Annotated in this window: 26 protein-coding genes; 18 read left to right on the forward strand and 8 right to left on the reverse strand. The window is 64.8% G+C overall.

Features of this window, described 5'->3' with window-relative positions; genetic code table 11:
- Positions 1 to 30 precede the first annotated feature (30 nt).
- Entirely contained in the window at positions 31 to 1,218 is a 1,188-nt protein-coding gene (locus LRC39_RS05395) for a cytochrome P450 (protein ID WP_346296575.1), read from the forward strand.
- Positions 1,219 to 1,221: 3 nt separating this feature from the next.
- Here the strand turns inward: LRC39_RS05395 and LRC39_RS05400 are convergent, their stop codons facing one another.
- Positions 1,222 to 1,443: a hypothetical protein gene (locus LRC39_RS05400; protein WP_346296576.1), complete on the reverse strand. Its 222-nt coding sequence runs from the start codon at positions 1,441 to 1,443 to the stop codon at positions 1,222 to 1,224.
- 174 nt (positions 1,444 to 1,617) lie between these two features.
- Positions 1,618 to 3,564, reverse strand: coding sequence for an alkyl/aryl-sulfatase (locus tag LRC39_RS05405; RefSeq protein ID WP_346296577.1), 1,947 nt, complete (start codon positions 3,562 to 3,564; stop codon positions 1,618 to 1,620).
- Positions 3,565 to 3,826: 262 nt separating this feature from the next.
- Between LRC39_RS05405 and LRC39_RS05410 the strand changes: the two genes are divergently transcribed.
- The 3 genes from LRC39_RS05410 (at position 3,827) to LRC39_RS05420 (ending at position 5,934) form a co-directional block, all read left to right on the forward strand.
- A complete protein-coding gene (locus LRC39_RS05410) occupies positions 3,827 to 4,480 on the forward strand; it encodes a 2-hydroxychromene-2-carboxylate isomerase (RefSeq protein WP_346296578.1) in 654 nt (217 codons plus the stop codon).
- A 131-nt stretch (positions 4,481 to 4,611) separates the two neighbouring features.
- Entirely contained in the window at positions 4,612 to 5,370 is a 759-nt protein-coding gene (locus tag LRC39_RS05415) for a sulfite exporter TauE/SafE family protein (protein WP_107354421.1), read from the forward strand.
- Positions 5,371 to 5,409: 39 nt separating this feature from the next.
- Complete coding sequence (locus LRC39_RS05420) at positions 5,410 to 5,934, forward strand: carboxymuconolactone decarboxylase family protein (protein WP_346296579.1); 525 nt, start codon at positions 5,410 to 5,412, stop codon at positions 5,932 to 5,934.
- A gap of 45 nt (positions 5,935 to 5,979) precedes the next feature.
- On the opposite strand, the gene ccoG is transcribed toward LRC39_RS05420, so the two are convergent.
- Together ccoG and LRC39_RS05430 are read right to left on the reverse strand one after the other, a co-directional pair.
- Complete coding sequence (gene ccoG, locus LRC39_RS05425) at positions 5,980 to 7,422, reverse strand: cytochrome c oxidase accessory protein CcoG (RefSeq protein WP_264054432.1); 1,443 nt, start codon at positions 7,420 to 7,422, stop codon at positions 5,980 to 5,982.
- A 119-nt stretch (positions 7,423 to 7,541) separates the two neighbouring features.
- Entirely contained in the window at positions 7,542 to 7,742 is a 201-nt protein-coding gene (locus LRC39_RS05430) for a hypothetical protein (RefSeq protein WP_263990744.1), read from the reverse strand.
- 304 nt (positions 7,743 to 8,046) lie between these two features.
- Between LRC39_RS05430 and LRC39_RS05435 the strand changes: the two genes are divergently transcribed.
- From LRC39_RS05435 to LRC39_RS05445, 3 genes are all read left to right on the forward strand, one after another.
- Positions 8,047 to 8,637: a PadR family transcriptional regulator gene (locus LRC39_RS05435; protein WP_346296580.1), complete on the forward strand. Its 591-nt coding sequence runs from the start codon at positions 8,047 to 8,049 to the stop codon at positions 8,635 to 8,637.
- An 88-nt stretch (positions 8,638 to 8,725) separates the two neighbouring features.
- A complete protein-coding gene (gene petA / locus LRC39_RS05440) occupies positions 8,726 to 9,259 on the forward strand; it encodes a ubiquinol-cytochrome c reductase iron-sulfur subunit (protein WP_164636624.1) in 534 nt (177 codons plus the stop codon).
- A 250-nt stretch (positions 9,260 to 9,509) separates the two neighbouring features.
- On the forward strand, positions 9,510 to 9,902 hold the full coding sequence (locus LRC39_RS05445) for a NifB/NifX family molybdenum-iron cluster-binding protein (protein WP_264054435.1): 393 nt from the start codon (positions 9,510 to 9,512) through the stop codon (positions 9,900 to 9,902).
- Positions 9,903 to 10,105: 203 nt separating this feature from the next.
- Here the strand turns inward: LRC39_RS05445 and LRC39_RS05450 are convergent, their stop codons facing one another.
- Complete coding sequence (locus tag LRC39_RS05450) at positions 10,106 to 10,309, reverse strand: YgaP family membrane protein (RefSeq protein ID WP_346296581.1); 204 nt, start codon at positions 10,307 to 10,309, stop codon at positions 10,106 to 10,108.
- An 80-nt stretch (positions 10,310 to 10,389) separates the two neighbouring features.
- Here LRC39_RS05450 and LRC39_RS05455 point away from each other — a divergent pair, with 80 nt between their 5' ends.
- The 7 genes from LRC39_RS05455 to LRC39_RS05485 all read left to right on the forward strand — a co-directional run bounded on the left by LRC39_RS05455 (position 10,390) and on the right by LRC39_RS05485 (position 17,819).
- Positions 10,390 to 10,731, forward strand: a complete 342-nt coding sequence (locus LRC39_RS05455; RefSeq protein ID WP_430624924.1) for an ArsR/SmtB family transcription factor — start codon at positions 10,390 to 10,392, stop codon at positions 10,729 to 10,731.
- 1 nt (position 10,732) lies between these two features.
- Complete coding sequence (locus LRC39_RS05460) at positions 10,733 to 11,728, forward strand: efflux RND transporter periplasmic adaptor subunit (RefSeq protein ID WP_346296583.1); 996 nt, start codon at positions 10,733 to 10,735, stop codon at positions 11,726 to 11,728.
- Positions 11,725 to 14,949 (forward strand): efflux RND transporter permease subunit, encoded by a 3,225-nt coding sequence (locus LRC39_RS05465; protein ID WP_346296584.1) that lies wholly within the window; start codon positions 11,725 to 11,727, stop codon positions 14,947 to 14,949. Before LRC39_RS05460 ends, LRC39_RS05465 begins: the two co-directional genes overlap by 4 nt.
- 61 nt (positions 14,950 to 15,010) lie before the next feature.
- On the forward strand, positions 15,011 to 15,664 hold the full coding sequence (locus LRC39_RS05470; RefSeq protein ID WP_346296585.1) for a DsbA family protein: 654 nt from the start codon (positions 15,011 to 15,013) through the stop codon (positions 15,662 to 15,664).
- A 214-nt stretch (positions 15,665 to 15,878) separates the two neighbouring features.
- Complete coding sequence (locus tag LRC39_RS05475; protein ID WP_346296586.1) at positions 15,879 to 16,190, forward strand: hypothetical protein; 312 nt, start codon at positions 15,879 to 15,881, stop codon at positions 16,188 to 16,190.
- 4 nt (positions 16,191 to 16,194) lie between these two features.
- On the forward strand, positions 16,195 to 17,457 hold the full coding sequence (locus LRC39_RS05480; protein WP_346296587.1) for a ferric reductase-like transmembrane domain-containing protein: 1,263 nt from the start codon (positions 16,195 to 16,197) through the stop codon (positions 17,455 to 17,457).
- A complete protein-coding gene (locus LRC39_RS05485) occupies positions 17,454 to 17,819 on the forward strand; it encodes a cytochrome b5-like heme/steroid binding domain-containing protein (protein ID WP_346296588.1) in 366 nt (121 codons plus the stop codon). The genes LRC39_RS05480 and LRC39_RS05485 overlap by 4 nt, the downstream gene beginning before the upstream one ends.
- 99 nt (positions 17,820 to 17,918) lie before the next feature.
- On the opposite strand, the gene LRC39_RS05490 is transcribed toward LRC39_RS05485, so the two are convergent.
- Entirely contained in the window at positions 17,919 to 19,049 is a 1,131-nt protein-coding gene (locus LRC39_RS05490; RefSeq protein WP_107354440.1) for a site-specific DNA-methyltransferase, read from the reverse strand.
- Positions 19,050 to 19,429: 380 nt separating this feature from the next.
- Between LRC39_RS05490 and ypfJ the strand changes: the two genes are divergently transcribed.
- The 4 genes from ypfJ to LRC39_RS05510 all read left to right on the forward strand — a co-directional run bounded on the left by ypfJ (position 19,430) and on the right by LRC39_RS05510 (position 22,711).
- Entirely contained in the window at positions 19,430 to 20,347 is a 918-nt protein-coding gene (gene ypfJ / locus LRC39_RS05495; protein WP_346296589.1) for a KPN_02809 family neutral zinc metallopeptidase, read from the forward strand.
- A gap of 135 nt (positions 20,348 to 20,482) precedes the next feature.
- Entirely contained in the window at positions 20,483 to 21,031 is a 549-nt protein-coding gene (gene moaB / locus LRC39_RS05500) for a molybdenum cofactor biosynthesis protein B (protein ID WP_346296590.1), read from the forward strand.
- A gap of 112 nt (positions 21,032 to 21,143) precedes the next feature.
- Positions 21,144 to 21,962, forward strand: coding sequence for a CoA transferase subunit A (locus LRC39_RS05505; protein WP_346296591.1), 819 nt, complete (start codon positions 21,144 to 21,146; stop codon positions 21,960 to 21,962).
- Entirely contained in the window at positions 21,959 to 22,711 is a 753-nt protein-coding gene (locus LRC39_RS05510; RefSeq protein WP_346296592.1) for a CoA transferase, read from the forward strand. The genes LRC39_RS05505 and LRC39_RS05510 overlap by 4 nt, the downstream gene beginning before the upstream one ends.
- Positions 22,712 to 22,870: 159 nt before the next feature.
- Here LRC39_RS05510 and LRC39_RS05515 read toward each other — a convergent pair whose 3' ends face one another.
- Together LRC39_RS05515 and LRC39_RS05520 are read right to left on the reverse strand one after the other, a co-directional pair.
- Entirely contained in the window at positions 22,871 to 23,812 is a 942-nt protein-coding gene (locus LRC39_RS05515) for a bifunctional helix-turn-helix transcriptional regulator/GNAT family N-acetyltransferase (protein ID WP_346296593.1), read from the reverse strand.
- Between the two features lie 157 nt (positions 23,813 to 23,969).
- On the reverse strand, positions 23,970 to 24,536 hold the full coding sequence (locus tag LRC39_RS05520) for a glycosyltransferase (protein ID WP_346296594.1): 567 nt from the start codon (positions 24,534 to 24,536) through the stop codon (positions 23,970 to 23,972).
- Between the last annotated feature and the right edge of the window lie 116 nt (positions 24,537 to 24,652).

Raw genomic sequence — 24,652 nt, forward strand, 5'->3', positions numbered from 1 at the left:
GGCGGCCTTAACAAGAGAGGAAATCAGCTCATGTTCAGCTTCGATCCTTATTCGCCCGTTGTCGATGCCGATCCGTTCCCGCTCTACAAGACGCTGCGTGACGAACATCCGGTGTACTGGAGCGAGCCGGCGCAGATGTGGATTCTGTCGCGCTATCTCGACGTCGCCGGCGCAGGCAGCAACTGGCAGGTGTTCTCCTCGGCCAAGGGCAACCTGATGACCGAGCTGCCGAACCGGGCCGGCGCCACCCTCGGCACCACTGATCCGCCGCGCCACGACCGGCTGCGCGGACTGGTGCAGCACGCCTTCATGAAGCGCAATCTCGAAGCGCTGGCCGAACCGATGCGGGAGATCGCCCGCGACGCCGCCGAGGCGCTACGCGGCCGCGACCGGTTCGATTTCATCAGCGACTTTTCGTCCAAGTTCACCGTGCGGGTGCTGTTCGCGGCGCTCGGCCTGCCGATGGGCGATGAGCAGACCGTGCGCGACAAGGCGGTGCTGATGGTGCAGAGCGATCCGGTCACCCGCGCCAAGGGGCCGGAGCATCTCGCCGCCTACGCCTGGATGCAGGACTATGCGTCGAGCGTGATCGCGCAGCGCCGCGCCGAGCCGAAGAACGATCTGATCTCGCATTTCAGCATGGCGGAGATCGACGGCGATAAGCTCGACGAACGCGAGGTGTTGCTTACCACCACCACGCTGATCATGGCTGGCATCGAGTCGCTCGGCGGCTTCATGAGTATGCTGGCGCTGAACCTGGCGGATTTCGCCGATGCGCGCCGCGCCGTGGTGGCCGATCCGGCGCTGCTGCCGGATGCGGTCGAGGAATCGCTGCGCTACAACACCTCGGCGCAGCGGTTTAAGCGCTGCCTGCAGAGCGACCTGACGCTGCACGGCGTCACCATGAAGGCGGGCGATTTCGTCTGTCTTGCCTATGGCTCGGCCAATCGCGACGAACGGCAGTTTCCGAATCCGGACGTCTACGACCTGAAGCGCAAGCCAAAGGGCCACCTCGGCTTCGGCGGCGGCGTCCATGCCTGCCTCGGCTCGGCGATCGCCCGGATGGCGATCAAGATCGCATTCGATGAGTTCCACAAGGTGGTGCCGGACTACACGCGCACCGAACAGCATCTGAACTGGATGCCGTCGTCGACCTTCCGCAGTCCGCTGCGGCTCGCGTTTGCAGTCGAGCAGGCCGCGGCGCGGTCTGCCGCCTGACGATCAGCGCTCCTCGGCCTCGCTCAGGGCGAGGCCGGTGAGTGCGGCGACGATCGCAAAGCCGGTCGCCGAGGTCAGGGCGAAATCGAACAGCCGAAACGGCGGCAGGCTCAGCAGCGCCGGCGTTACGCCGAAATTCGGGGACCGCGTCGCCACGAACGCAAAGCCGAGCCCGATCGCGGCACCCATCATCGCGTGGCTGGCGATGGCCGTCAGCCGCGACAACTTGCGTGCCTTGGGGCTTGGCTTCTTGATCCTGGCCTGGGGCGCTCGAACTGAAGGCTTCTTTCCACGCATGGCGGTCACCCTCGCTTGCTGAGGCGCCAACGCGGCTTGTGATACGACGTTCCTAAGCAGGGTACATTGCCCCGTCAGTGTCCGGAGTGGGACCGCAGCGGCTCAACTGACCGAATTGCGACGGGGTTCGACGATCTCGAACATCCGTGGAAACTCGTCCATCAGCCCCATTAGTTCGGCGAGCTTCATCGGATTGCCGCTGACCTTGATCTTGCCGGCCATCACCGCCTCCGGAAACGAGGTCTGCTTGGCGATCACCTCGTCGAGCAGGCTTCGCGGCAGCACAAAGCCGGCGTCGGCCGCGGCAGATTGCGTGCCGGCCACATAGGTCAGGGCGCAGTTTTCCAGCGTCAGCACCCAGGTTTCGCCGGTGTCGGTGAACTGCCAGTTCAGCACGATCGCCTTGCCTTCGGCCTTCGGTCCGTTGAGCCGGACGCCGAGCACGTCCCAGATCTGAGAGGTCTTCAGCGCCGACAGCGTCTCGCGCGGCATTCCGGGGCGCGTCGGCATTTTCGGCATGCCGTGGCGCAGTTCCTGGGCGCCGAACAGATAGGCGTTGCGCCAGGTCGAGCTCTCGGACTGGTAGCCGAGCTGTTCGAACGTATCGGCCAGCAGTAACCGACCGTCCTGATTGTCGGGATCGGCGAACACCAGATGACTGAGCACCTGCGCCACGAAGCGGAATTCACCCCGCTCGAAATCCGCGCGTGCCTTCGCCAGCAGCGCGTCGGCGCCGCCCATGTACTCGACGTACTTCTTGCCGGCGTCCACCGGCGGTAGCGGATCGAGATTGGCCGGGTTGGCGTCGTACCAGCCGAGATACTTCTGATAGATCGCCTTCACGTTGTGACGGATGTGGCCGTAATAGCCGCGCGCGTGCCAGGCGCCATCGAGGCTCTTTGGGAGGCGGATGGTTTCGGCAATCTCGGCAGCGTTGAGACCGTGGTTCATCAGTCGCAGCGTCTGGTCGTGGGCGAATTTGTAGATGTCGCGCTGCTGCCGGATCATCAGGTCGATCCGCTTCATGCCCCACACCGGCCAATGGTGCTGCCCGCACATCACCTCGGCCTTGCCGCCCCAGAGCTGCAAGGCCTCGCCGAGATAGCCCGACCACGCCAGCGCGTCGCGCACGTCGGCGCCGCGGAACGGCAGCAGATTGTGAAAGTTGTGGGTGCAGTTCTCGGCGAGGTTGAGCAGCTTGTAGCGCGGAACGAAGAAGTGCATCTCCGCTGGCGCTTCGGAATTCGGCGCCATCTGGAATTCGAAGTCGACGCCGTCGATGCGGCGGGTGTCGCCGGTCGCCTTGATCAGGTCGGTCGGGCGCAGCAGCGCCGCGGTGCCGGCGGCCATCGTCTTGCCGAGGCCGCAATCGACATGGCCGCGCGGTCCCTTGGCGAGCAGTGGTCCGAACTGATACTGCGCCCGCCGCAACATCGCCGGCCCCGCAATGATGTTCTCGGAGACGGCGTGCTCCATGAACAAATCTGGCGCAATGATCGGCACCCGTCCGCTCGCGATTGCATCCTCGTCGAGCACGCCGCGCGCGCCGCCCCAATGATCGGCATGGGTGTGGGTGAAGATGACCGCCACCACTGGCCTGTCGCCGCGGTGGCGGATATAGAGCTGCATTGCCGCGCGGGCGCCTTCAATCGAGGTCAGGGTGTCGACCACGATCACGCCGTTGTCGCTCTCGATCAGCGTCATATTGGCGATGTCGAAGCCGCGGACCTGGTACACGCCCGGGACGACCTCGAACAACCCGTGCTGCATGTTCAGCCGCGATTGTCGCCACAGGCTCGGATCGACGGTTGCCGGGGCGACCTCGTCATTTAGGAAGCGATAGGGTTCGAGACTCCACACCGTGCGGCCCTGCGCCGAACTGATCGCGGCGTGGTCGATGCTGCCGAGAAAGCCGCGCGCAGCGTCGTCGAAATCACCGGTGTCGGAGAACGGCAATTCGTCCAGCACCGCCTTATGACGCGCGAGGACCGAAGCGGAGGCATCTTTCGGCTCAATTGCGTCGTTGGCGACTGTGACGGTCTCGCTCATCGTCGGTCTCCTCCCTGCCTTCGTCGTCTGTCGCGACGGTGGCATCTCAGCCGATGCAGAAACGGATTGCAATCGCAGGTCTGCACCTTACGATTAGTTCATGAAATGATAGATGCCGCCGAAGCGGTGCACCGATCAGGGAGGTATTCATGAGACTAATCAGTGGCGCCGCGACGCCGTTCATGCCCGCGTGGCGGAAATTGGCGGGGCACATTCTGCATTGCGAGACCCCCGTGACGACGATCCGGGCAAAGGTTGCCCGATGAGTCTTAGCGTCGATCTGTTCTGGTCGTTCCGGAGCCCGTACAGCTATCTGTCACTGCCCAAGGCGGTGAAGCTGGTCGAGCAATATGACTTCGTCATCAACGCGCGGCCGGTGTATCCGCTCGCGGTGCGCGATCCGACGTTCTTCAAGCGTACCGATCCGAGGTTCGCGCGCTACGTCGTGCTCGACAGTTTTCGTGTCGCGCAGAAGGAGGGAATTCCGTTTCGCTTCCCGCGGCCTGATCCGATCGTGCAGAACATGCAGACGCTCGAAGTGGCAGCCGAGCAGCCCTACATCACCCGCCTGACGCGCCTCGGCGCCGCCGCCCAGCTTGCCGGCCGCGGCCTGCCGTTCATCCGCGAGGTCAGCTCGGTGCTGTATGGCGGCGCGGTCGACAACTGGCACGAAGGCGATCATCTGGCCAAAGCCGGCGAGCGGGCCGGGCTCGATCTGGCGCAGCTCGAGTCCGAGATAGCGGCCGATCCCGACCGATACGATGAGACAATCCGCAGCAACGAGCGCGACCACGCCGCGTCCGGCCACTGGGGCGTGCCGACCTTCGTGTTCAAGGGCGAGCCGTTCTTCGGTCAGGACCGGCTGGATCTGTTGCTGTGGCGTCTGCAGCAGCACGGGCTGAAGGAGCGGAGCTGATCCGTCAGTTCGGAGCGCGAGTGTCCGCGAGGGCGATATGCGCCGACGCGGTTTGCCGGGGCCGATATTCCTCTGTACAGCGGGAGCGCCGCCGGTCGCGCGGTGATCCTCCATCAGTTCGAGTCCGTTCGTTGTCGATCATCCTCGATCCCTGGTTCTACGCCGTCGCCATCCCCGCGGTGTTTCTGCTCGGCCTCGCCAAAGGTGGCTTTTCCGGCGTCGGCATTGCGGCGACGCCGCTGCTGGCGCTGTATCTGCCGCCGCTCGAAGCTGCCGGCCTGCTATTGCCGGTGCTGATCACCCAGGATCTGATCTCGCTGTACGTGTATCGGCATCATTGGGATGCGCGCAGCCTAAAGGTGATGCTTCCCGGAGCGCTGGTCGGAATGGCGATCGCGTGGTGGACGGCCTCGATCGTGTCGGACGATGCGGTGCGGTTGATCGTCGGCGGCGTCGGGCTGGTGTTTGTGCTCAACGTCTGGCTGCGGCCGCATGCCTCGGCGGTGAAGCTGTCGGATGCTGCCGGCGTATTCTGGGGCGCGGTGTCGGGCTTCACGTCGTTCATGACGCAAGGCGGCGGCCCGCCGTATCAGGTCTATATGCTGCCGCAGCTGCTGCCGAAATTGGTGCTGGTCGGAACCACCACGATCTTCTTTGCCATCATCAATGCGCTGAAGATCGGTCCGTATTTTCTGCTCGGGCAATTCACCCCGGCCAATCTCGGCACGTCGCTGGCGCTGTTGCCGCTTGCCGCGGCCGCCAACATGGCGGGGATCTGGCTGGTGAAGCGGACGCCGACCGGGCTGTTCTACCGGATCGCCTACGCGCTGCTGTTCGTAGTGTCGGTGGCGCTGGTTTATCAGGGGCTATCGGACCTGATCCGCGGCTGATCGCGACGCAACACGAACAACAACAAGGGAGAGAGACCGATGGCGCGGATCGACGATTGCGACGAGGCCACAGCGAGCCCGCGCACCCGCGAGGTGCTGGCCAAGAACCGCAACGCCAACATCTTCCGGATGCTGGCGCATGCGCCGAGCCATTTCGAGCAATACTGCCGGCTCGGTGGCGCGATCCGGTTCAAGGGCGAACTCGACCCGGTGCTGCGCGAGCTCGCGATCACCCGGACCGGCATCCTGTGCAACGCGCCCTACGAGGTCGCCGCCCACAAAAAGATCGGCGCCGGTGTCGGCGTCAGCGCCGCGCAGAACGCTGCGCTCGATGATTGGCGCAGTGCCGACTGCTTCGATGCCACCCAGCGGGCGGCGCTCGCCTTCACCGACGAGGTGGTGAAGCTCGATCGGCCGACCGACGCGGTGTTCGACGACATCGCCGGACGATTGACGCCGGCTGCGCTGGTCGAACTGCAACTCGCGATCGGATTTTACATCATGACGTCGAAGTTTCTCGAAACCTTCGGGATCGACCTGCAGCCGGTCGACGACGTGGTGTAGGGCGACGCGGGGAGGCGCAGTCTGCGCCGCCCCGAGCCGGTTCGGTTAGTTCGAGGTCGGCGGCACGAAGTGATCCACCGCAGTCGCCATCTCGCCGGTCTGAGGGTCCTTGACCTCGAAGGTGATGTTCATCGACTTGCTCGGCACCTGTTCGCTCGGCACCATCACCGACAAGCGCAGTTCGCGGGTCTGATCCTGGCCAACTTCGACGTCGAGCCGGTCCTTGGCGTCCGGATCGATCCCGACCGCCTGCAGCCGCGCGCCCGGCACGCCGCTGACCGACACCTGCATCACACGGCCCGTCGGGCGCTTGTTGAGCAGCCGCACGGTGTAGTCGTTGCGCACGCCGCCGTCGGACAGTGTCACGAACAGCGGGTTGCGCTCGTGCAGCACGTTGATGTCGAGCGATCCGCGTGTCGCCAGCGCATACACCATCACGGCACCGACCAGCACGATCAGCCCGGAATACAGCAGCGTGCGGGCGCGGATCGGCCGATACACCGAAGGCTTGCCGGCGAGCCGGCGCTGGATGTTGATGTCGGTGTCGTAGGCGATCAGATCCGGCGGCCGGCCCACCTGCTTCATCACCGTGTTGCAGGCGTCGATGCACAGGCCGCACTGCACGCAGCCGAGTTGCAGGCCTTGGCGGATGTCGACGCCCGTCGGGCAGACGTTGACGCATTGATGGCAGTCGATGCAGTCGCCGACGGTTTCGCCGTGGGCGCGCACCACCTCGGCCTTCTTCACCGACATCCGCGGTTCGCCGCGATCGTATTTGTAGGTGACGTTGAGCGCCCATTCGTCGGTCAGCGCCGCCTGGATGCGCGGCCACGGGCACATATAGATGCACACCTGTTCGCGCATGAAGCCGGCGAGGGTGTAGGTGGTGAAGGTCAGGATACCGATCCAGACATAGGCGACCATTGGCGCCTGGAAGGTGACCAGCTCCTTTACCAGCGTCGGGGCATCGGCGAAGTACAGCACCCAAGCGCCGCCGGTCCACCACGCGATCATCAGCCAAATGAAGTGCTTGAGCGCGAGTTCGCCGACGCGGCGCACGGTCAGCCCGTGCTTGTCCTTCGTGATGCGATCGCGGCGGTCGCCCTCGATCAGCCGTTCGACCGCGTAGAACAGGTCGGTCCACACCGTCTGCGGGCACAGATAGCCGCACCACACCCGGCCGGCGAGCGCGTTCATCAGGAACAGCACCAGCGCAGCGATGATCAACAGGCCGGTGAAGTAATACACTTCCTGCGGCCACAGCTCGATGAAGAAGAAATAGAAGCGTCGCGCCGGCAGATCAATCAGCACCGCCTGATCGGGCAGGCCGGGTCCGCGGTTCCAGCGCAGGAACGGCGTGAAGTAGTAGATCGACAGCGTGATCGCCAGCAGCGCCCATTTGATCCTGCGGAAGCGGCCGTGCACCGCCTGCGGATAGACTTTCTTGCGGGGCGCGTAGAGCGGCCCCTCGATATTGGTTTCGGTCATATGGAGGGCTTTCGCTGGAGCTTCGCCCCGGAGAGGGGACGGCCGTCTCCGGGCGAAATCATGCGGGATCAATCACGCAGGCCTCGAGACGCTCGCGCGAGCGTCTCGAGGGGAGTCGTTTAACGCATCGAGGGGCGCGCGATCTTGCGCGCGACCAGAAACGAGATCGGCATCGCGATCACGAAGCCGCAGCCGACCACGATCGGAATCCAATGCATCGCCTGCTCGGACAGGCTCGGCACCACCAGCACCGCGATAATCATCATGCCCGCCAGCGTCGCGCCGCCGATAATCCAAAGCAACATGGCAACCTTGATCATGATCTTCTCCTGTTGTTCTGCCGGGGCCGTCAGCCTCGCGCCCGAGCCGAGCGCAGGGTGCGCAATGGCGGGGTTCAAATGTCGGGGAAACATTTGAATATGTTCGGACGATATATTTTGGTCCCGTTCTAAGTTTGATCTGGATCAAACGATCTGTATCGGAAAACCACAGGCCGTGGAACAGGATAAGTAACAAGGCACCTTTCTGTCGCAGCTGGCTGAAATGTCGCTGTCCTCTCAAAAGATATATCTTTACTTCGGCCGGGGGCGTCCCTAGGTAAGATATATCTTTCAGGAGGTCGTCATGGACGGCGTCGACAACAGCCCGCGACGATGCGGGTTTGGGATGCCCGGGTGCCGGTGGGGCCGCCGGGGCATGGGCGGTCGCGGAATGGGCGGCGGCGAGATGATGCGCGCCGGCCGGATGCTGGCGCAGGGTGACCTTAAGCTGATCGCGCTGGCGCTGATCGCCGAACAGCCGCGCCACGGCTACGACATCATCAAGATGATTGAGGAGAAGACCGCCGGCTTCTACGCCCCGAGTCCGGGCGTGGTGTATCCGACGCTCACCTTCCTTGAAGAAACCGGCCATGTCATCGCCCAGCCGGAAGGCGCCAAGAAGCTCTATGTCGCCACCGACGACGGGCTTGAGCACCTCGCGGCCAACCGGGCGCTCGCGAACGCGGTCTTCGACCGCCTCGCCGCGTTCGGCGAGATGATGCGGCAACAGAACGGCAACAGCGGCACCGAGGGCAACGATCTGCCGCCGCTGCTCCGGGCGGCGCTCGACAACCTGCGGGAAGTCGCGATCCGCCAGATCGTCAAAGACCCGGACAACGAAGCAGAGCTTGTTGCGATCCTCGCCCGCGCCGCCGGCGAGCTTCGCAAAACGTAGGTGCGGCGCGAACCGCATCATTGGACGACGCATTCGACCGCGGGCCGGCACGGCAATCCGGCCAACGGATAACCTTCAGGAGACGAAGATGACCGCCATTACGTCTGAACAGCCGACCCGTCGCGACGTGTTGTATTTGGCGACCGGGGCCCTGGCCGCGGTCGGCACCGCCGCCGTGGTGTGGCCGTTCGTGTCTCAGCTCAATCCCGATGCCGGCACGGTTGCGGCCGGCTTCCCACTCGAAGTCGATCTGGCGCCGATTGCGGAAGGTCAGGTCGTCAAGGTGTTCTGGCGCGGCCAGCCAATCTTCATCAGCCACCGCACGCCGAAGGAAATCCAGTCGGCGCAGTCCGCCGATTGGCAGAGCTTCCGTGATCCGGAGCCGGACTCGGCCCGCGTCAAGCCCGGCAAGGAGCAGTGGCTGGTGGTGTCGGCGATCTGCACCCACCTCGGCTGCGTGCCGACCGAGCATCAGGGCAATTACGACGGCTGGTTCTGTCAGTGCCACGGCTCGCAATACGATTCCGCCGGCCGCATCCGGCTGGGGCCGGCGCCGCGCAACCTGCCGCTGGTGCCCTACAAGTTCGCCACCGACACCCAGATCATCATCGGCGAGACCTGAGCGCGGCGCAGCCACAATCGAACTTGTCATGTGCGGGCTCGACCCGCTAGCGCGGCCGTAGCCGCGTCGGCGCGGCGAAGGCCCGCTCATCCATCGCGCGCTTTAGCGCGCCCCGAACGCTTGCGCGAAGATGATGGAGTGCCGGGTCAAGCCCGGCAATGACGAGCCATTTGTGGTTCGCGCCTGCGTACACCTTCCGAAGTTGCTGGAAGAAGCCCTTCTTTCTTCACATTATCTCGAAAGCCCAATCATGCTGATCGCAGTTGCCAGCCAGAATTTCCGCACCGTGACCGGCCACGCCGGCAAGACCCGCCGCTTCCTGGTGTTCGATGCGGCGCCGTGCCGCCCGCCTCAGGAGGTCGACCGGCTCGACCTGCCGAAGGAGATGTCGATCCATGAATTCAAGGAAGACGGTGCGCATCCGCTCGACAAGGTCAGCGTAGTGATCGCCGGCAGCGCCGGGCCAGGCTTTCTCGCGCGGATGGCCGCGCGCGGCGTGGTCGCAATCACCACGTCCGAGACTGATCCGGTCACCGCCATCCAGAACTACCTGGCCGGGTCGCTGCCGCCGGCAGCGCCGCACGATCATGACGACGAGGAGGAAGAGGGCGGCTGCAACTGCAATTGCGGCCGGGCGGCCTGAGCGCGCCGCATCGCTTCCAGCCGCTGCGGCGCCAAACGCAATAGCGTCATGCGCGGGCTTGACCCGCCTGCGCGGCCGTCGCCGCTTCGGTGTGGCGAAGGCCCGCGCATCGATCGCTCTTCATTGAAAACTTTGTCGCCAGAAGATGGATTGCCGGGTCGAGCCCGGCAATGACGTCTGTTGTTGGCTGCTTCCTGTCGCCCTTACGAAAACGCGTTGCCGGCCGGACGGCCGAGTTTTTTGAACACGATCGCCGCCGGGCAGAAGCCCGTGAACGATGCCTGGATCAAGTTGATCCCAGCGAATGCCGTCAGCAGCAGCCAATAGGGGCTGACCAGCCAGCCGAGTGCGAGGCTCACCAGCACGACGGTGCCGGCGAAGGCGAGCACGGTTTGATCGAGATTCATCGCAGTCTTCCTCCTGTGTGACGGCCCCGCCGTCCGCGTTCGTGTTGACTATATATTCGAATAATTGTATATACGCAAATATGAAAATAACAGACGATCCGATGGTGGTTGCCGCCGACCAGGCCAGCGAGCTTCTGAAGGCGCTATCGAACCGGCATCGGTTGCTGATCATCTGCCAGTTGGTGGATGGCGAGCGCTCGGTCGGCGAACTCGCCGAGGCGCTGGATCTGCGCGACTCGACGGTGTCGCAGCATCTCGCGCTGCTGCGTCGCGACGGGTTGGTGTCGGCGCGACGCGATGCGCAGTCGATTTTCTATTCGATCACCAGCGAGCCGGCACGCGAAGTGCTGACGACGCTGTACCGGGTGTTCTGCCCGGGGCAGACGATCGGAATAACGGGCCGCAAACCTGCAAGGGCATGACATGGGACTGCGATGGACGATGAGCGGCGCGGTCGCCGCATTGCTGCTGGGAGCGGTGGCGGCGCATGCCGCGGCGACGCTGACCGTGGCGGAGACCAGAATCTCCGACGAGAAGGCGGTGTTTGCCACCGTCGAGAGTATCAGCGTGGTGCCGGCGCGCGCGCGGATCGGCGGCACCGTGGTGGCGCTGAAGGTGCGGGAGGGCGATAGCGTCACCCGCGGCCAGGAGATCGCGACCATCGGCGACGACAAGCTGACGCTGCAGATGAACTCGCTCGATGCCCAGATCCAGGCGCTGCAGGCGCAAGCCAGCCAGGCGCAGATCGACTACGACCGCACCTCGGGCCTGGTCGAGCGCGGCACGCTGCCGCGCACCAAGCTGGACGAAGCGCGCACCGCGCTCAACGTCGCCGAGAACAATCTGCGCGCCAAGACCGCAGAGCGGTCGGTGGTGCAACAGCAGTTCAAGGAAGGCCAGGTGCTGTCGCCGGACGACGGCCGCGTGCTGAAGAAGATGATCACCGTCGGCTCGGTGGTGCTGCAGGGCGATCCGATCGTCACAGTGGCGCAGCAGCACTACAAGCTGCGGCTGCGGGTGCCGGAACGGCACGCGCGCTTCCTCAAGGCCGGCGATAAGATCCGGGTGGACGGTAGCGAGTTCGGCGATCAGGTCGCCAAATTCGGCACCATCGACCTGGTGTATCCGCAGATCGAAGATGGCCGCGTGGTGGCCGACGCCACGGTCGAAGGGCTGCCGCAGTACTTCGTCGGCGACCGGCTGCGGGTGTGGATTTCCGGCGGCGAACGCCCCGCCTACGTGATCCCGTCGAAGTTCATCACCACCGAATTCGGTATCGACTACGTGCATCTTGGCGAACCCGGCAAGACCGTGGCGGTGCCGGTGCAGCGCGGCCGCGATCATCCGACGCAGGAGATGCCGGACGGTCTCGAAATTCTGTCGGGCTTGCGTCCCGGTGACAGGCTGGTGCAGCCGTGAACCTCGGAATCTCAGGCCGCCTGACCAAGGCCACGATCCAGTCGCCGCTGACGCCGCTGTTCCTGCTGGCCTCGCTGATCGCAGGCCTGATCGCCCTCGCGGCGATCCCGCGTGAGGAGGAACCGCAGATCAGCGTGCCGATGGTCGACATCCGTATCAACGCCGATGGCCTGCGCGCGCCGGATGCGGTCGAGCTGGTGACCAAGCCGCTGGAAGCGATCGTCAAGGGGATCGACGGCGTGGAGCACGTCTATAGCCAGACCGAAGACGACCGCGTCATGGTCACCGCCCGCTTCCTGGTCGGGACCAAGGCCGAAGACGCGATCCTGCGCGTGCACGAGAAGATCCGCGCCAACATCGGCAGCATCCCGGTCGGCATTCCCGAGCCGCTGATCGTCGGACGAGGCATCAACGACGTGGCCGTCACGGTGCTGACGCTGTCGCCGAAACCGGAGGCTGCGGCGCGCTGGACCGACAAGGATCTGTACGAACTCGCCGACAAGCTGCGCTCGGAGCTGATGAAGGTCGACAGTATCGGCCTGACCTATATCTCCGGCGGTGGCGCGCAGCAGATCCGGGTTGAGCCCGATCCGGAGAAGCTGTCGCTGTACGGCGTGACGCTGCAGCAACTCGTCGCCAAGGTAAAGGACGCCAATCGCTCGTTCCTCGCCGGCAACGTGCGCGACGCCGGCACCATGCGCAGCGTCTCGGCCGGTCAGACCCTGATGGGTATTCCCGACATCGGCCTGCTGCTGGTCGCGACCCGCGACAATCGTCCGGTCTACGTCAACGACGTGGCCTCGGTGATCATCGGGCCGAATATGGCCGAGCATCGGGTGTGGAACGACGCACGCGACGCCAGCGGCAAATGGGACCGCGTGCCGGCGGTGACGCTCGCGCTCGCCAAGCGCGCCGGCGCCAATGCAGTGGTGGTGTCGCACGACATCAAGGCGCGGCTGGCGACGCTGCAAGGCTCTCTGATCCCGAAGGATGTCGCCGTCACCATCACCCGCGACTACGGCGAAACCGCCAACGAGAAAGCCAACGAACTGCTGTTTCACCTCGGTCTTGCCACGATTTCAATCGTCGTGCTGATCGCGATCGCGATCGGCTGGCGCGAGGCGATCGTCACCGCGGTGGTGATCCCGACCACGATTCTGCTGACGTTGTTTGCCGCCAATCTGATGGGCTACACCATTAATCGCGTCAGCCTGTTCGCGCTGATCTTCTCGATCGGCATCCTGGTCGACGACGCGATTGTGGTCGTTGAAAACATTGCCCGGCATTGGGGGATGAAGGACGGCCGGCCGCGGCTGCAGGCCACCATCGAGGCGGTGGCCGAGGTCGGCAATCCAACCGTGATCGCGACCCTGACTGTGGTGGCGGCGCTGCTGCCGATGCTGTTCGTGTCCGGGCTGATGGGACCGTATATGGCTCCGATCCCCGCCAATGCGTCGGCCGCAATGCTGTTCTCGTTCTTCGTCGCCATGATGGTGGCGCCGTGGCTGATGCTGAAGCTGGCGCCGAAGCAGGGCGCATCCGTGGCCGCGCATGGCGGTCACGACGAAGGCCGGCTCGGCCGGCTGTATCGCCGCTTCGCTTCGCCGATCGTCGCCAGCAAGCGCGCGGCCTGGATCTTCCTGCTCGGCGTCGGCATCGCCACGCTGATGTCGATGGCGCTGTTCTACACCAAGTCGGTGACGGTGAAGCTGTTGCCGTTCGACAACAAGAGCGAGATCGCCGTGGTGCTCGACCTGCCCGAAGGCGCCACGCTGGAGGACACCGAGCGTACGCTGTTTGCTGCGGCCGATATCGCCCGCGGCCTGCCCGAGATCACCTCGGTGCAGACCTTCGCCGGCACGCCAGCGCCGTTCAATTTCAACGGTCTGGTACGCCATTATTACTTGCGCGAGCGGCCCGAACTCGGCGAGCTGCAGGTGAATTTGAAGGAGCGCGGCGAGCGCAGCCGCGCCAGCCACGACATCGCGCTCGACCTGCGTAAGCGATTGCAGACGCTGAAGCTGCCCGAAGGCACCAGCCTCAAGGTCGTCGAGGTGCCGCCTGGTCCGCCGGTGCTGTCGACGCTGCTGGCGGAGATCTACGGTCCCGACGCCGCCACCCGTCGTGCGGTCACCGCCGAGGTTGAGAAGATCTTCAAGCAGGTGCCGTTCATCGTCGATGTCGACAATTCGATCGGCGAGCCGCGGCCTCGGCTGCGGCTGTCGATCGATCAGGATCGCCTGGAGTTCTTCGGCGTCGAACAAAAGGACGTCTATGACACCATCCAGGCGCTGTTCGGCGGCACCTCGATCGGCTACTCGCATCGCGGCGAAGGCCGCAATCCGATCGCCATTACGGTCGGGTTGCCGAAGCGCGATCTCGAATGGAATGAGGCGTTGGCTTCGACGCCGGTGCCGGCCAATTCGCTGCCCGGCGCCAAGACGGTGGTCGAGCTCGGCCAATTGGTGAAGGCCACCAAGGAAGTCGGCTCGCCGATGATCTTCCGGCGCGACGGCCGGTTCGCCGACATGGTGATGGCCGAACTCGCCGGCAAATTCGAAGCGCCGCTGTACGGCATGCTCGACGTCGACAAGCTGATCGAATCCCACGACTGGGGCAAACTGCCGAAGCCGGCGATCAGCCTGCATGGCCAGCCGTCAGACGAGTCGAAGCCGACTGTGTTGTGGGACGGCGAATGGGAGATCACCTGGGTGACGTTCCGCGATATGGGCGCGGCGTTCGGCGCGGCGATCCTCGGAATCTACGTGCTGGTGGTGGCGCAGTTCAAAAGCTTCAAGCTGCCGCTGGTGATCCTGACGCCGATCCCGCTGACGCTGATCGGCATCCTGATCGGCCATTGGCTGCTCGGGGCGCCATTCACCGCCACCTCGATGATCGGCTTCATCGCACTCGCCGGCATCATCGTGCGCAACTCGATCCTGCTGGTCGATTTCATCCGGCACTCGGGTGGCGCCGGCAAGACCTTGCGCGACGTCGTGCTGCAGGCCGGCGCGGTGCGGTTCAAGCCGATCCTGCTCACCGCGCTGGCGGCGATGATCGGTGCGGCGACGATCCTGCTCGACCCGATCTTCCAGGGCCTGGCAATCTCGCTGCTGTTCGGCCTGGCGTCATCGACCCTGCTCACGGTTCTGGTGATTCCGGCGATCTACATCGTGTTGCGCGACAAAACGCCAAATCCGCCGCCGGCCACGGCAAAGTGATGGCACGACGCCGCGATCCGGTGCACAACAGGCCCGCCTAAAGCCTGAGGATTGGAACCTGATGATGATCTCCCGACGGTCGGCCCTGACGGCGGCGCTCGCTCTCGCTCCCGCGCTTGTTGCCGCCAAGGCCGGAGCGGCCCCGACCGCGCCGGACGCTGAGGATGTACTGTCGACCGACGCGGTGCTTTACGACGCCGAGATCCCGGTCGCCGGCAATCCGAAGGGTGACATCACCATCGTCGAATGGTCCGACTATCGCTGCCCGTACTGCAAGAAAGTGGCGCCGGACCTGATGAAGGTAGTCAAGGAGGATGGCAACATCCGCCTGGTCTTGAAGGACTGGCCGATTTTCGGCGGCGTCTCGGTCGATGCCGCTAAGCTTGTGCTCGCTTCGAAGTACCAGGGCAAGTTTCTGCAGGCGCACGAGGCGCTGATCGGCGCGACCTCTAAGCTGACCGAGACCACGTTGAACGAGACGCTCAAGGCCGGCGGGATCGATGTTGATCGCGCCACCAAGGATCTCGACGCCAACCGCGCCACGATCGAGGCGATCCTCAAGCGCAATGACACTCAGGCGAAGGCGTTCGGCTTCCAGGGTACGCCGTCATTCATCGTCGGCCGCTTCCGCGTGCCCGGCGTGCTCGACGTCGCACTGTTCAAGCAGGCGATCAAGGACGCCCGCGAAGCGGCGAAGAAGACGGACAAGAAGTAACAGCTTCGTCAGCCTGTCCTTCCTCGTCATTGCGAGAAGCAAAACGACGACACGGTCCAAGCTGAGTCTGTGCCTGGATTGCCTCGCTTCACTCGCAATAACGGAGAGAGGGCGGATTCAGTCGCCAATCTCGCTCGTTGCTTGATCTGAGTCATCTTCACAACCACTGTGGGCGCGCTAAGCTGAGCCGTCGCATCGCAGCGGGATGACGGTCATGCTCTGCATCCGCTTGGCGGCGTGTGCTGCCGTGATGATCAGTGTGCTGGCGCTGGTACCGTGGGCTACCCCAGCACAGGCTGCGCCATGGCGCGCCGACGAGGGCAACACCCGCGGCTGGATGCTGATGTCGCCGCAGGAGCGGATCGAACATCAGGGACGGGTGCGCAGCTTCACCGACTACAATGCGTGCGAAGCCTATCGGGCCGAACATCACGCGCTGATGGTACAGCGGGCGCGCGAGCGTGGGCTCGACCTGCCGCATGGCGGCCGCGACTTCTGTGACCATCTGAAGTCCGGGCGGGATTGAGGCCATGGCAGCCGCGGCCGCAGCTGTGCGCCAGTCGTCGGTTCCGCTGCTGTCATGCGTGGTGCCGGCGGGCTTTGCAGTCTGGGCGTTTCCTGAAGGCCTGCCGCCGATCCGCGCCGCCGGCATCGTCACCGGTTGGCTCGGCTGCGGTCTATTGCTGGTCAGCCTGCTGCTGATGCTGCGCGAGCCGCGATTAGCCGCCTGGCTCGGCGGCCTGGAGCGGATGTATCGCTGGCACCACGGCACCGGGCTCGCTGCTTATTTGTTTCTGTTGCTGCATCCGCTGCTGCTTGCTGCCAACAACCTGCCGTCGGCGCGGGTCGCCTGGCAGACGCTGTCGCCGTTCACCGAGAGCTGGCCGGTATGGTCCGGCTGGCTTGGCCTGCTGCTGCTGATGGGCGGCCTCGTCACCACCTTCATCCGCAGCATTCGCTACGGCACCTGGCGCTGGCTGCACGCGCTACTCGGCCTCGGTGTACTGACCGGGTTGGTGCATCTGATCCTGCTCGGCATAGACGAGCCGGTGCTGCCGATCCTTGCGGTCGCGGCAGCGATCCTTGGTTGGCGGCTGATCCGCGGCGATCTTGGCCTTGCCGCGCGGCCATATGTCGTGACGTCGGCCCGGCCTTTGGCGGCGCGATCGGTCGAGGTCGTGCTGCGTCCACTCGGCGATCCGGCGATGGTGACGCCCGGCCAGTTCGTCCTGGCGGAATTCGGCAACGGCGAGCGCTATCGCGGCTGCGGCGAATTCCATCCGTTTACGGTCAGCACAATCGCGAACCGTGACGAGCTGCATCTCGCCATCAAGGCGCTGGGGGACTGCACCACCCGGATGCTGGCGATCGAGCCCGGCGTGGCAGCCCGCGTCATCGGCGGTTTCGGCGGCTTCGTCGATCCGCACGGAAAGGCACCACAGTTCTGGGTGGCGGGTGGAATTGGTGTCACGCCGTTTGTGGCTTTGCTGAACGCCGGTCCGCTGCTGCATCCGACGCGGCTCCTGTATTTGTATCGCAGCGAAGCTGACGCGGCGTTTCTGCCGGAGTTGCGCGCGACTGCAGCGTCTGATCCGAAGTTCACGCTCCACGCCGTTCAGACCGGCGACGATGTTCCCGATCTCGGCCCGCTGCTGCCCACTGCCGGCGAGTTGTCGCGCGCGGAGTGTTATTTGTGCGGACCGCCCGGTTTGGTCGCCGCATTGAAATCGGCGCTCGCGGCACGCGGCGTCACCGCCCAGCATGTCCACTACGAGAATTTCGAGTTCAGATGATGCGCAAGCTGTTCTATGTCTCGACCGCCGCGTTTTGGATCGCCGTTGCCGGCTTCTGGATCGGCAATCTTTTAGTGCCCGGCACCGACACGCGTGCGACCGCTGCCGAGCGCGAGATCGGCGCGGCCGAGCTGGCCCGGCACGCCATGCCGCAGGATTGCTGGATGGCGATTCGCGGCAACGTCTACGACATCACGGCGTATCTGCCGGATCATCCATCGCGGCCGAGCATCATCGAGCCTTGGTGCGGCAAGGAAGCGTCTGAGGCGTACGACACCAAGACCAAGGGGCGGAAACACTCGCCCGAAGCCGACGCATTGCTGCCGAAGTACCGGATCGGACGGTTCGTCGGCGGAGGCTAGAGCAACGTCGTAAAGAGAACAGGCGCGGTTCGGATGGTGTGTCCACGGCGAAAGACCTCCGGTTCTGATTAGATCAGAACCGGAGAAATTCTCTTTGCCTTAGGCGATCATCGTGCTGCGGATCTCGGCGCGGAGTTCGTCGATCAGCCGAAGCCCCTTGCTGGTCTCGACGTGCCAGAACGTCCAGCCGTTGCAGGCTTCGGAGCCCTGCGCCATCGCGCCGATCCGGTGGATCGAGCCGACCTTGTCGCCGAGCATGATGGCGCCGTCGGCCCGCACCAGCGCGCCGTGCCGCTTCTTCGAATCGACCAGCCGGGCGCCCGGCGAAATCATGCCGCGCTCGATCAGTTCGGAGAACGCCACCCGCGGTGCATCGCGCGCGGTGAGGAACGGCTTCAGCGTGTCGTCCGGCAGCGGCTCGATCGCATCGATTCGCGCCCGCGCCGCTTCGGCGTAGGTCTTGTCGCGTTCGATACCGATGTAGTTGCGGCGCAAACGCTTGGCGACAGCACCTGTCGTGCCGGTGCCGTTGAACGGATCGACCACCAGATCGCCGGGTTTGGACGAGCTCAGGAGTACGCGCGCCAGAAGCTGTTCGGGCTTCTGCGTCGGGTGCACCTTCTTGCCGTCCTTGCCCTTCAGCCGTTCGTCGCCGGTGCAGAGCGGAATCAGCCAGTCGGAGCGCGCCTGAACGTCCTCGTTGGCCGCCTTCAACGCATCGTAGTTGAAGGTGTAGCCCTTGGCGTTCTCGTCACGCGCCGCCCAGATCATCGTTTCATGCGCATTGGTGAAACGACGGCCGCGGAAGTTCGGCATCGGATTCGATTTGCGCCAGACGATGTCGTTGAGCACCCAGAACCCGAGGTCCTGCATGATCGTGCCGACGCGGAAAATGTTGTGGTACGAACCGATCACCCACAGCGTCGCAGACGGCTTCATGATCCGTCGCGCGGCGAGCAGCCACGCACGGGTGAAGTTGTCGTAAGCGGCGAAGGACGCGAACTTGTCCCAATCGTCGTCGACGGCGTCGACTTCCGATTCGTCGGGACGCTTCAGCGCACCTTTGAGCTGTAGATTGTACGGCGGATCGGCGAACACCAGATCCACCGACTTCGGCGGGAGCTTCTCCATCTCGGCGATGCAATCACCGACGATGATTCGGCTCTCGGGCATATCTTCAAATTGAGTGCGGGGCGCCTTTGCAGACGCCCCGCGACGCGACACAACCATGACTCAACTAACCTGACTCATGTGACGCCGTCGGCGACGCGGGACCAACAAACCGACTAGCCACTACAATGACCCGTCAAAGTAAAAATCGACTTAATTGGATTGCAGTTTGGTGACCACGGAACGAACGGACGGAGGAACAGTTCTCTCTGCCGGCATGTCGACCGCGATGAACGCGTGCAAACGTTTACACCATCGGTGTTTACGCACGGCTTTGGCTGCCCGGACGCCGGCTGTGCGTTGTCCTCGCCGGTGTCAGGGCTGCGCACTAGGCAATATTTGCCGGGCGGGTTAATGCTAATTGTCGCCGATTTTTTCGGATCGGCTACACACGAGGACCGGCCCCGAATCGCCGGTGCGGCCAAACCGAGGACAGGCTGATGCGTTTCGATGACTTCCGTCGCAGCGACAATATCGATGATCGCCGGGATCAAGAGGGCGGCGGGGGTGGTGGTGGATTCGGATTTCCGATGGGCGGCGGCGGTCTCGGCATCGGCACCATCGTGGTGCTGGGTATCGTCGGCTGGGCGCTTGGGATCGATCCGCGGCTGCTGATCGGCGGCGCCGAGATGATCTCGGAGACGACGCAGCATCATCAGGCCGACAGCCGGTCCGGCAAGCAGGGCGCGCCGACCGACGAGATGGGCAGCATGATCTCGGGTGTGCTGGGCGAAATCGACGATCGCTGGACCGAAATCTTCAAGGCCAACGGCCAGACCTATGTCGGGCCTAAGATCGTGCTGTTCCGCGGCCGCACCAATGGCGGGCGCTGCGGCATGGCGCAGGCGGCGATGGGACCGTTCTATTGTCCGCCGGACAAGCAGATTTTCATCGACACCTCGTTCTTCAAGCAGGTCGAGACCCGCTTCCGCGGCTGCTCCGGCTCGGCGTGCCAGTTCACCGCCGCCTACATCATTGCGCACGAGGCCGGCCATCACGTTCAGAACCTGCTCGGCATTCTGCCGAAGGTGACGCGGGCTCAGGAAGCTGCCGGCTCGCGCGCCGAAGCCAACGCGCTGCAGGTGCGGGTCGAACTGCAGGCCGACTGCCTGTCCGGCGTGTGGGTCAATCGCGAAAAGAAGAAGCGTCCGAACTTCATTGAGGACGGTGATATTGACGCCGCGCTCACCACCGCCGCCGCGATCGGCGACGACACGCTGCAGCGCCGCGCCGGCCGCGAAGTGGTGCCCGACTCCTTCACCCACGGCTCCGCCGAACAGCGCAAGCGCTGGTTCATGACCGGCTATCAGCAGGGCACCGTCCAGGCCTGCAACACGTTCGGGGCGGAGCGGCTGTAAGGTCTCGGCCTCACGGAAATTCTGAATTCGCCATGCCCGGCCGGTGCCGGGCATCCACGTGTTGCGATGTGACGACGACGTGGATGGCCGGGACAAGCCCGGCCATGACGCTGGTACAAGTTCGACGAGGCGGTTATGGCGAGCAAAGATCAACCGAAGCAATTCATTCCGCTCAACATCGCCGTGCTCACGGTGTCCGATACGCGCTCGCTCGATGACGACAGGTCCGGCGCCACGTTGGTCGAGCGGCTCAGCGGGGCAGGGCACAGGCTGGCGGCGCGGGAGATCGTCACCGACGATGTCGAGAAGATCCGTGCCATCATCCGTCGTTGGATTGCCGACGATGGCGTCGACGCGATTATCACCACCGGTGGCACCGGCTTCACCGGGCGCGATGTCACCCCGGAGGCGATCGAGCCGCTGTTTGAGAAGCGGATGGACGGATTCTCGATCGCCTTCCACATGATCAGCTGGGGCAAGATCGGTACCTCGACGATCCAGTCGCGCGCCACCGCCGGCGTTGCCGGCGCGACCTACATCTTCTGCCTGCCGGGTTCACCTGGCGCCTGCCGCGATGGCTGGGATGGCATTTTGGCCGCGCAGCTCGATTATCGCACGCGCCCCTGCAACTTTGTCGAGATCATGCCGCGGCTCGACGAGCATCTGCGCCGCAGCAAGAGCTGAGCCGCGCGCATCGGCATCAACCGTCGGCGTGCCTTGACAGGCGCGCCGTGCCACGGAACCATCGCCTCCAATCATAAGGCGCAACAAGGCGCCGCGACGATGGGAGGATGTTTTGGGCCAGATCGTTTCGATCGAGGCGCTTGCTGCGCAGATCTGCGACGGCATGATGGTGGCGGTGCCGTCCGACACCAGCGGCGTGGCGATGGCGGCGACCGCCGCGATCATCGCCAACCGGCCGCGCCATCTGCATCTCGTCTGTATCCCGATCAGCGGCCTGCAGGCCGATATGCTGATCGGGGAAGGTTTGGTCGGCACGGTCGAGACCAGTGCGATCTCGCTCGGCGAAGCCGGCGGCGCGCCGCGGTTCGCCGAAGGCATCCGCAGCAGCGCGTTTGTGATGAAGGATGCGACCTGCCCGGCGATTCTCGCCGGTCTCGTCGCCGGTCAGAAGGGCGTGCCGTTCATGCCGATCCGCGGCATCATCGGCAGCGACATCCTGAGCGCGCGTGACGACTGGAAGGTGATCGACAATCCCTACGCGCCGCACGATCCGATCGTGGTAGTGCCGGCGATCCGCCCGGATGTCGCGCTGTTCCACGCGCCCGAAGCCGATCGGTTCGGTAACGTCCGGATCGGCCGACAGACCGAACTCGCCGCGATGGCCTATGCGGCCAAGACCACACTTGTGACGGTCGAGCGCATCGTCGAGACTTCACTGCTGACGGACGAGAACGCCGCCGCCGGCGTGCTGCCAGCGCTGTATGTCAGTGCGATCGCCGAGGCCAAGAACGGTGCGTGGCCGCTCAGCCTCGCCGGCGAATACAACACCGACACCGCCGAGGTCGCGCGCTACGCCAAGATGGCGCGCTCGGCTGAGGGCTTCGCCGCCTACATGCAGGGCTTCGCCCGGAAGTTCGAGGCGGTGGCATGAGCATGGCGCCTGCGACTTCGCGCGAAATCCTGATCGCGACTATCGCCGATCTGCTCGACGGCGTCCGCACCGTCGCGGTCGGTGCCTCGTCACCGATTCCGGCTGCCGGCGCGATGCTGCTGCGCGCCCGCAATCAGAGCCGCGGCCGCGACCCGGTGCGGGTGATCGTGCTCGGCTCGCGTCAGCACAACTTCTTCACCAACGGTGCGTTCGAGCTGTTCGACGCCACCGCGCAAGGGCGGATCGACGCGTTCTTTCTTTGCGGCGGCCAGATCGACGGTCAGGCCAACATCAATCTGGTTGGCACCGGCGACTATCCGGCAAGCCAAGTGCGTTGGCCGGGCTCGTTCGGATCGGCGTTCATGTACTATCTGGTGCCGCGGGTGATCCTGTTTCGCGAAGAGCATTCGCCGCGCGTCCTGGTCGACCAGGTCGACTTCGTCAGCGCGCCAGGCGCGAGCGAGCGGATCTATCGGAGCGGGGGACCGTACGCGCTGCTCACCGGGCTGGCCCTGTTTGGTTTCGATCAGCAGCGCAAGCGGTTCTGTCTGCGCAGCGTGCATCGCGGCAGCTCGGCGGAGGAAATCCGTGCCGCCACCGGCTTCGACTACGACGCGCCTGCGCAGGTGCCGTTCACGCCGGAGCCGGATGCTGAAACGCTGGTACTGTTGCGCGGCCGTGTCACCGACGAGCTCGCCGAGTGCTACCCGCAATTTGCCGAAACGCTGGTGGCGGATCGGGCGGCGTAGGTGCTTCTTGTGGCTGCGACGTCCGCGCGGCGCGCAGCCGGCGAATGATGATCTGGAGAGCGGTCACGAGCGCGGCACGCCGCAGCGCCCGCCCACGTTTGGTGTGGAAGGCGATCAGCTCGGCGGTGACACGCGGCGGCTCGGTGCGCCGCGGCGGCATTACAGGCTCAGCTCCCAGGTCTCACCAATCAGGTCCTGGCCGAAGCTGCGATGCGGCTCGGCCGCGACACGCTGGAAGCCCGCGTCCTGATAGATCCGCCGAGCCGCGGTCAGGATGCTCTGCGTCCACAGTGTGACCTTGCGATAGCCGCAGTGGCGCGCGAAGCCGATCGCTTCGTCGATCAGCTTGCGTCCGAGCTGATGCCCGCGCGCCTGTGGCGTTACCAGCAGCAGCCGCAGCTTGGCGACGTCGTCACTGTCCCGCACCAGGAACAGTGAGCCGGCTTGGGCGCCGTCGTACTCGGCGATCCAGCAACGCTCGCGGCCTGGATCGTGCGACGCCAGGAACTGTCCGGCGATCTCCGCCACCAGGGCTTCGAACGACGCATCGAAGCCGTATTCGGCCGCATAGAATGCGCCGTGGCTCTGCACCACCCAGCCGATATCGCCGGGGCGCGGACTGCGCAGAATCGGCGGCGGCGCGCTCCCTGCACCAAGTAAACCCTGAATCGTGGACATCGCCGCGGTTAGCCGCGCCCGCTCGGCCGGCGGCAGGCCCGACAGCATCGCGGTGACTTCGTTCTGTGAACTGCGTTCGAGCTTGGCGTAAGCGGCGCGGCCCTTGGCGGTCAGCGTCAACAGATGCTGGCGCCGGTCGGCCGGTGAGGGGGATCGCTTCAACAGGCCGTCGTCGGCAAACCCCTGGATGATCCTGCTCAGATAGCCGGGGTCGAGCTTCAGCTCGGAGCCGATCTCTTTGGCGGTCGGCGCGTCGCGATGTGCCAGCTCGTACAGAATCCGCGCTTCTGTGAGCGAGAACGGGCTGTCCATCAGCCGCTGCTCGAGCACGCCGAGCCGTGCCGTGTAGAACCGGTTGAAGGCCCGCACCAGCGCGACCGCGTCGCCTTGGCTCGATTGCTGCTGCGCGATGGCTGCTTCCATTCGTCGTCTCCGGTCGCGGCCCTGGGCGGTCTCCTGGCGAGATCGGTGGGGCCAGCGGAACCATCTCAGCCGGATTAATTGCCTCTGTCAACAAAATGATTGCCGGAGGCAACTATTAAGACGTGCTGTTTGATCGAAGGGCAGCTTCGAAGCGAGGTCAGGCGGCGAGGATGACGCGGCTGCGCAGCAGGGTGCGGGATGCGCGGCCGAGGTCGCGCGGCAACGTTGCTTCCGCGCCATGTCCCGCGTGCCCGCCGAGTCGAACATAATGGTCGCGCGCGATCACCAGCCCCTGGTCAGCGCTGGAGCTGGAGAAGCTGCGGATCAGCGACATCAGGCCTTCGCGCCACCCGCTCGGTGCGTAGGGCGATCTGGCGTAGCGGAAGATGCCGGCGCGCGCATGGCCGCTGGCGGAGACGCCTTCGATGAATTGGGTGGTCTCCTCGATCCAGCCCGGATCGAGCACCGCACCGGCATGGAGAAACATCAGCCAAGGCGAGCGGGCTTGCTTGGCTCCGGCCGCGAGCGCTTCGGCGCGATTGCCGTCGAAGGCGAGGTAGTTGCAGCCGGCCACATCGGCGACGCGGGCGATGGTGTCGCTGCCGCCGCGATCAACCAAGGTCACGTCGCTGACGACCCCGGCCGCAGCGCCTGGGACTAGCGACGCCAGCGTGGCGACGGCGGTCCGCTCGACGCCTTCGGTAGAAATGATCACACTCAACATGTCCGGCGGGTGACCCTACGACGACAGATGCGCGCCACGCTTAGCACCTCACTGCCGCGAAATCAGCCGCGAATTGCGCAATGCCCATCATCCGGGCAAACTCCGGCGCGTTGCTG

The organism is Rhodopseudomonas sp. P1, from assembly GCF_039642825.1.
Classification (GTDB): domain Bacteria; phylum Pseudomonadota; class Alphaproteobacteria; order Rhizobiales; family Xanthobacteraceae; genus Rhodopseudomonas; species Rhodopseudomonas palustris_H.

Coding starts and splice junctions, on each gene's coding strand:
- LRC39_RS05430 (WP_263990744.1), bottom strand. CDS start 7,742: ATGATCAAGGTTGCCATGTTGCTTTGGATTATCGGCGGCGCGACGCTG.
- LRC39_RS05490 (WP_107354440.1), bottom strand. CDS start 19,049: ATGGTTGTGTCGCGTCGCGGGGCGTCTGCAAAGGCGCCCCGCACTCAA.
- LRC39_RS05445 (WP_264054435.1), top strand. CDS start 9,510: ATGCTGATCGCAGTTGCCAGCCAGAATTTCCGCACCGTGACCGGCCAC.
- LRC39_RS05480 (WP_346296587.1), top strand. CDS start 16,195: ATGGCAGCCGCGGCCGCAGCTGTGCGCCAGTCGTCGGTTCCGCTGCTG.
- LRC39_RS05475 (WP_346296586.1), top strand. CDS start 15,879: ATGCTCTGCATCCGCTTGGCGGCGTGTGCTGCCGTGATGATCAGTGTG.
- LRC39_RS05470 (WP_346296585.1), top strand. CDS start 15,011: ATGATGATCTCCCGACGGTCGGCCCTGACGGCGGCGCTCGCTCTCGCT.
- LRC39_RS05420 (WP_346296579.1), top strand. CDS start 5,410: ATGGCGCGGATCGACGATTGCGACGAGGCCACAGCGAGCCCGCGCACC.
- LRC39_RS05485 (WP_346296588.1), top strand. CDS start 17,454: ATGATGCGCAAGCTGTTCTATGTCTCGACCGCCGCGTTTTGGATCGCC.
- ypfJ (WP_346296589.1), top strand. CDS start 19,430: ATGCGTTTCGATGACTTCCGTCGCAGCGACAATATCGATGATCGCCGG.
- petA (WP_164636624.1), top strand. CDS start 8,726: ATGACCGCCATTACGTCTGAACAGCCGACCCGTCGCGACGTGTTGTAT.
- moaB (WP_346296590.1), top strand. CDS start 20,483: ATGGCGAGCAAAGATCAACCGAAGCAATTCATTCCGCTCAACATCGCC.
- LRC39_RS05435 (WP_346296580.1), top strand. CDS start 8,047: ATGGACGGCGTCGACAACAGCCCGCGACGATGCGGGTTTGGGATGCCC.
- LRC39_RS05410 (WP_346296578.1), top strand. CDS start 3,827: ATGAGTCTTAGCGTCGATCTGTTCTGGTCGTTCCGGAGCCCGTACAGC.
- LRC39_RS05510 (WP_346296592.1), top strand. CDS start 21,959: ATGAGCATGGCGCCTGCGACTTCGCGCGAAATCCTGATCGCGACTATC.
- LRC39_RS05520 (WP_346296594.1), bottom strand. CDS start 24,536: ATGTTGAGTGTGATCATTTCTACCGAAGGCGTCGAGCGGACCGCCGTC.
- LRC39_RS05450 (WP_346296581.1), bottom strand. CDS start 10,309: ATGAATCTCGATCAAACCGTGCTCGCCTTCGCCGGCACCGTCGTGCTG.
- LRC39_RS05395 (WP_346296575.1), top strand. CDS start 31: ATGTTCAGCTTCGATCCTTATTCGCCCGTTGTCGATGCCGATCCGTTC.
- LRC39_RS05455 (WP_430624924.1), top strand. CDS start 10,390: ATGAAAATAACAGACGATCCGATGGTGGTTGCCGCCGACCAGGCCAGC.
- ccoG (WP_264054432.1), bottom strand. CDS start 7,422: ATGACCGAAACCAATATCGAGGGGCCGCTCTACGCGCCCCGCAAGAAA.
- LRC39_RS05405 (WP_346296577.1), bottom strand. CDS start 3,564: ATGAGCGAGACCGTCACAGTCGCCAACGACGCAATTGAGCCGAAAGAT.
- LRC39_RS05515 (WP_346296593.1), bottom strand. CDS start 23,812: ATGGAAGCAGCCATCGCGCAGCAGCAATCGAGCCAAGGCGACGCGGTC.
- LRC39_RS05460 (WP_346296583.1), top strand. CDS start 10,733: ATGGGACTGCGATGGACGATGAGCGGCGCGGTCGCCGCATTGCTGCTG.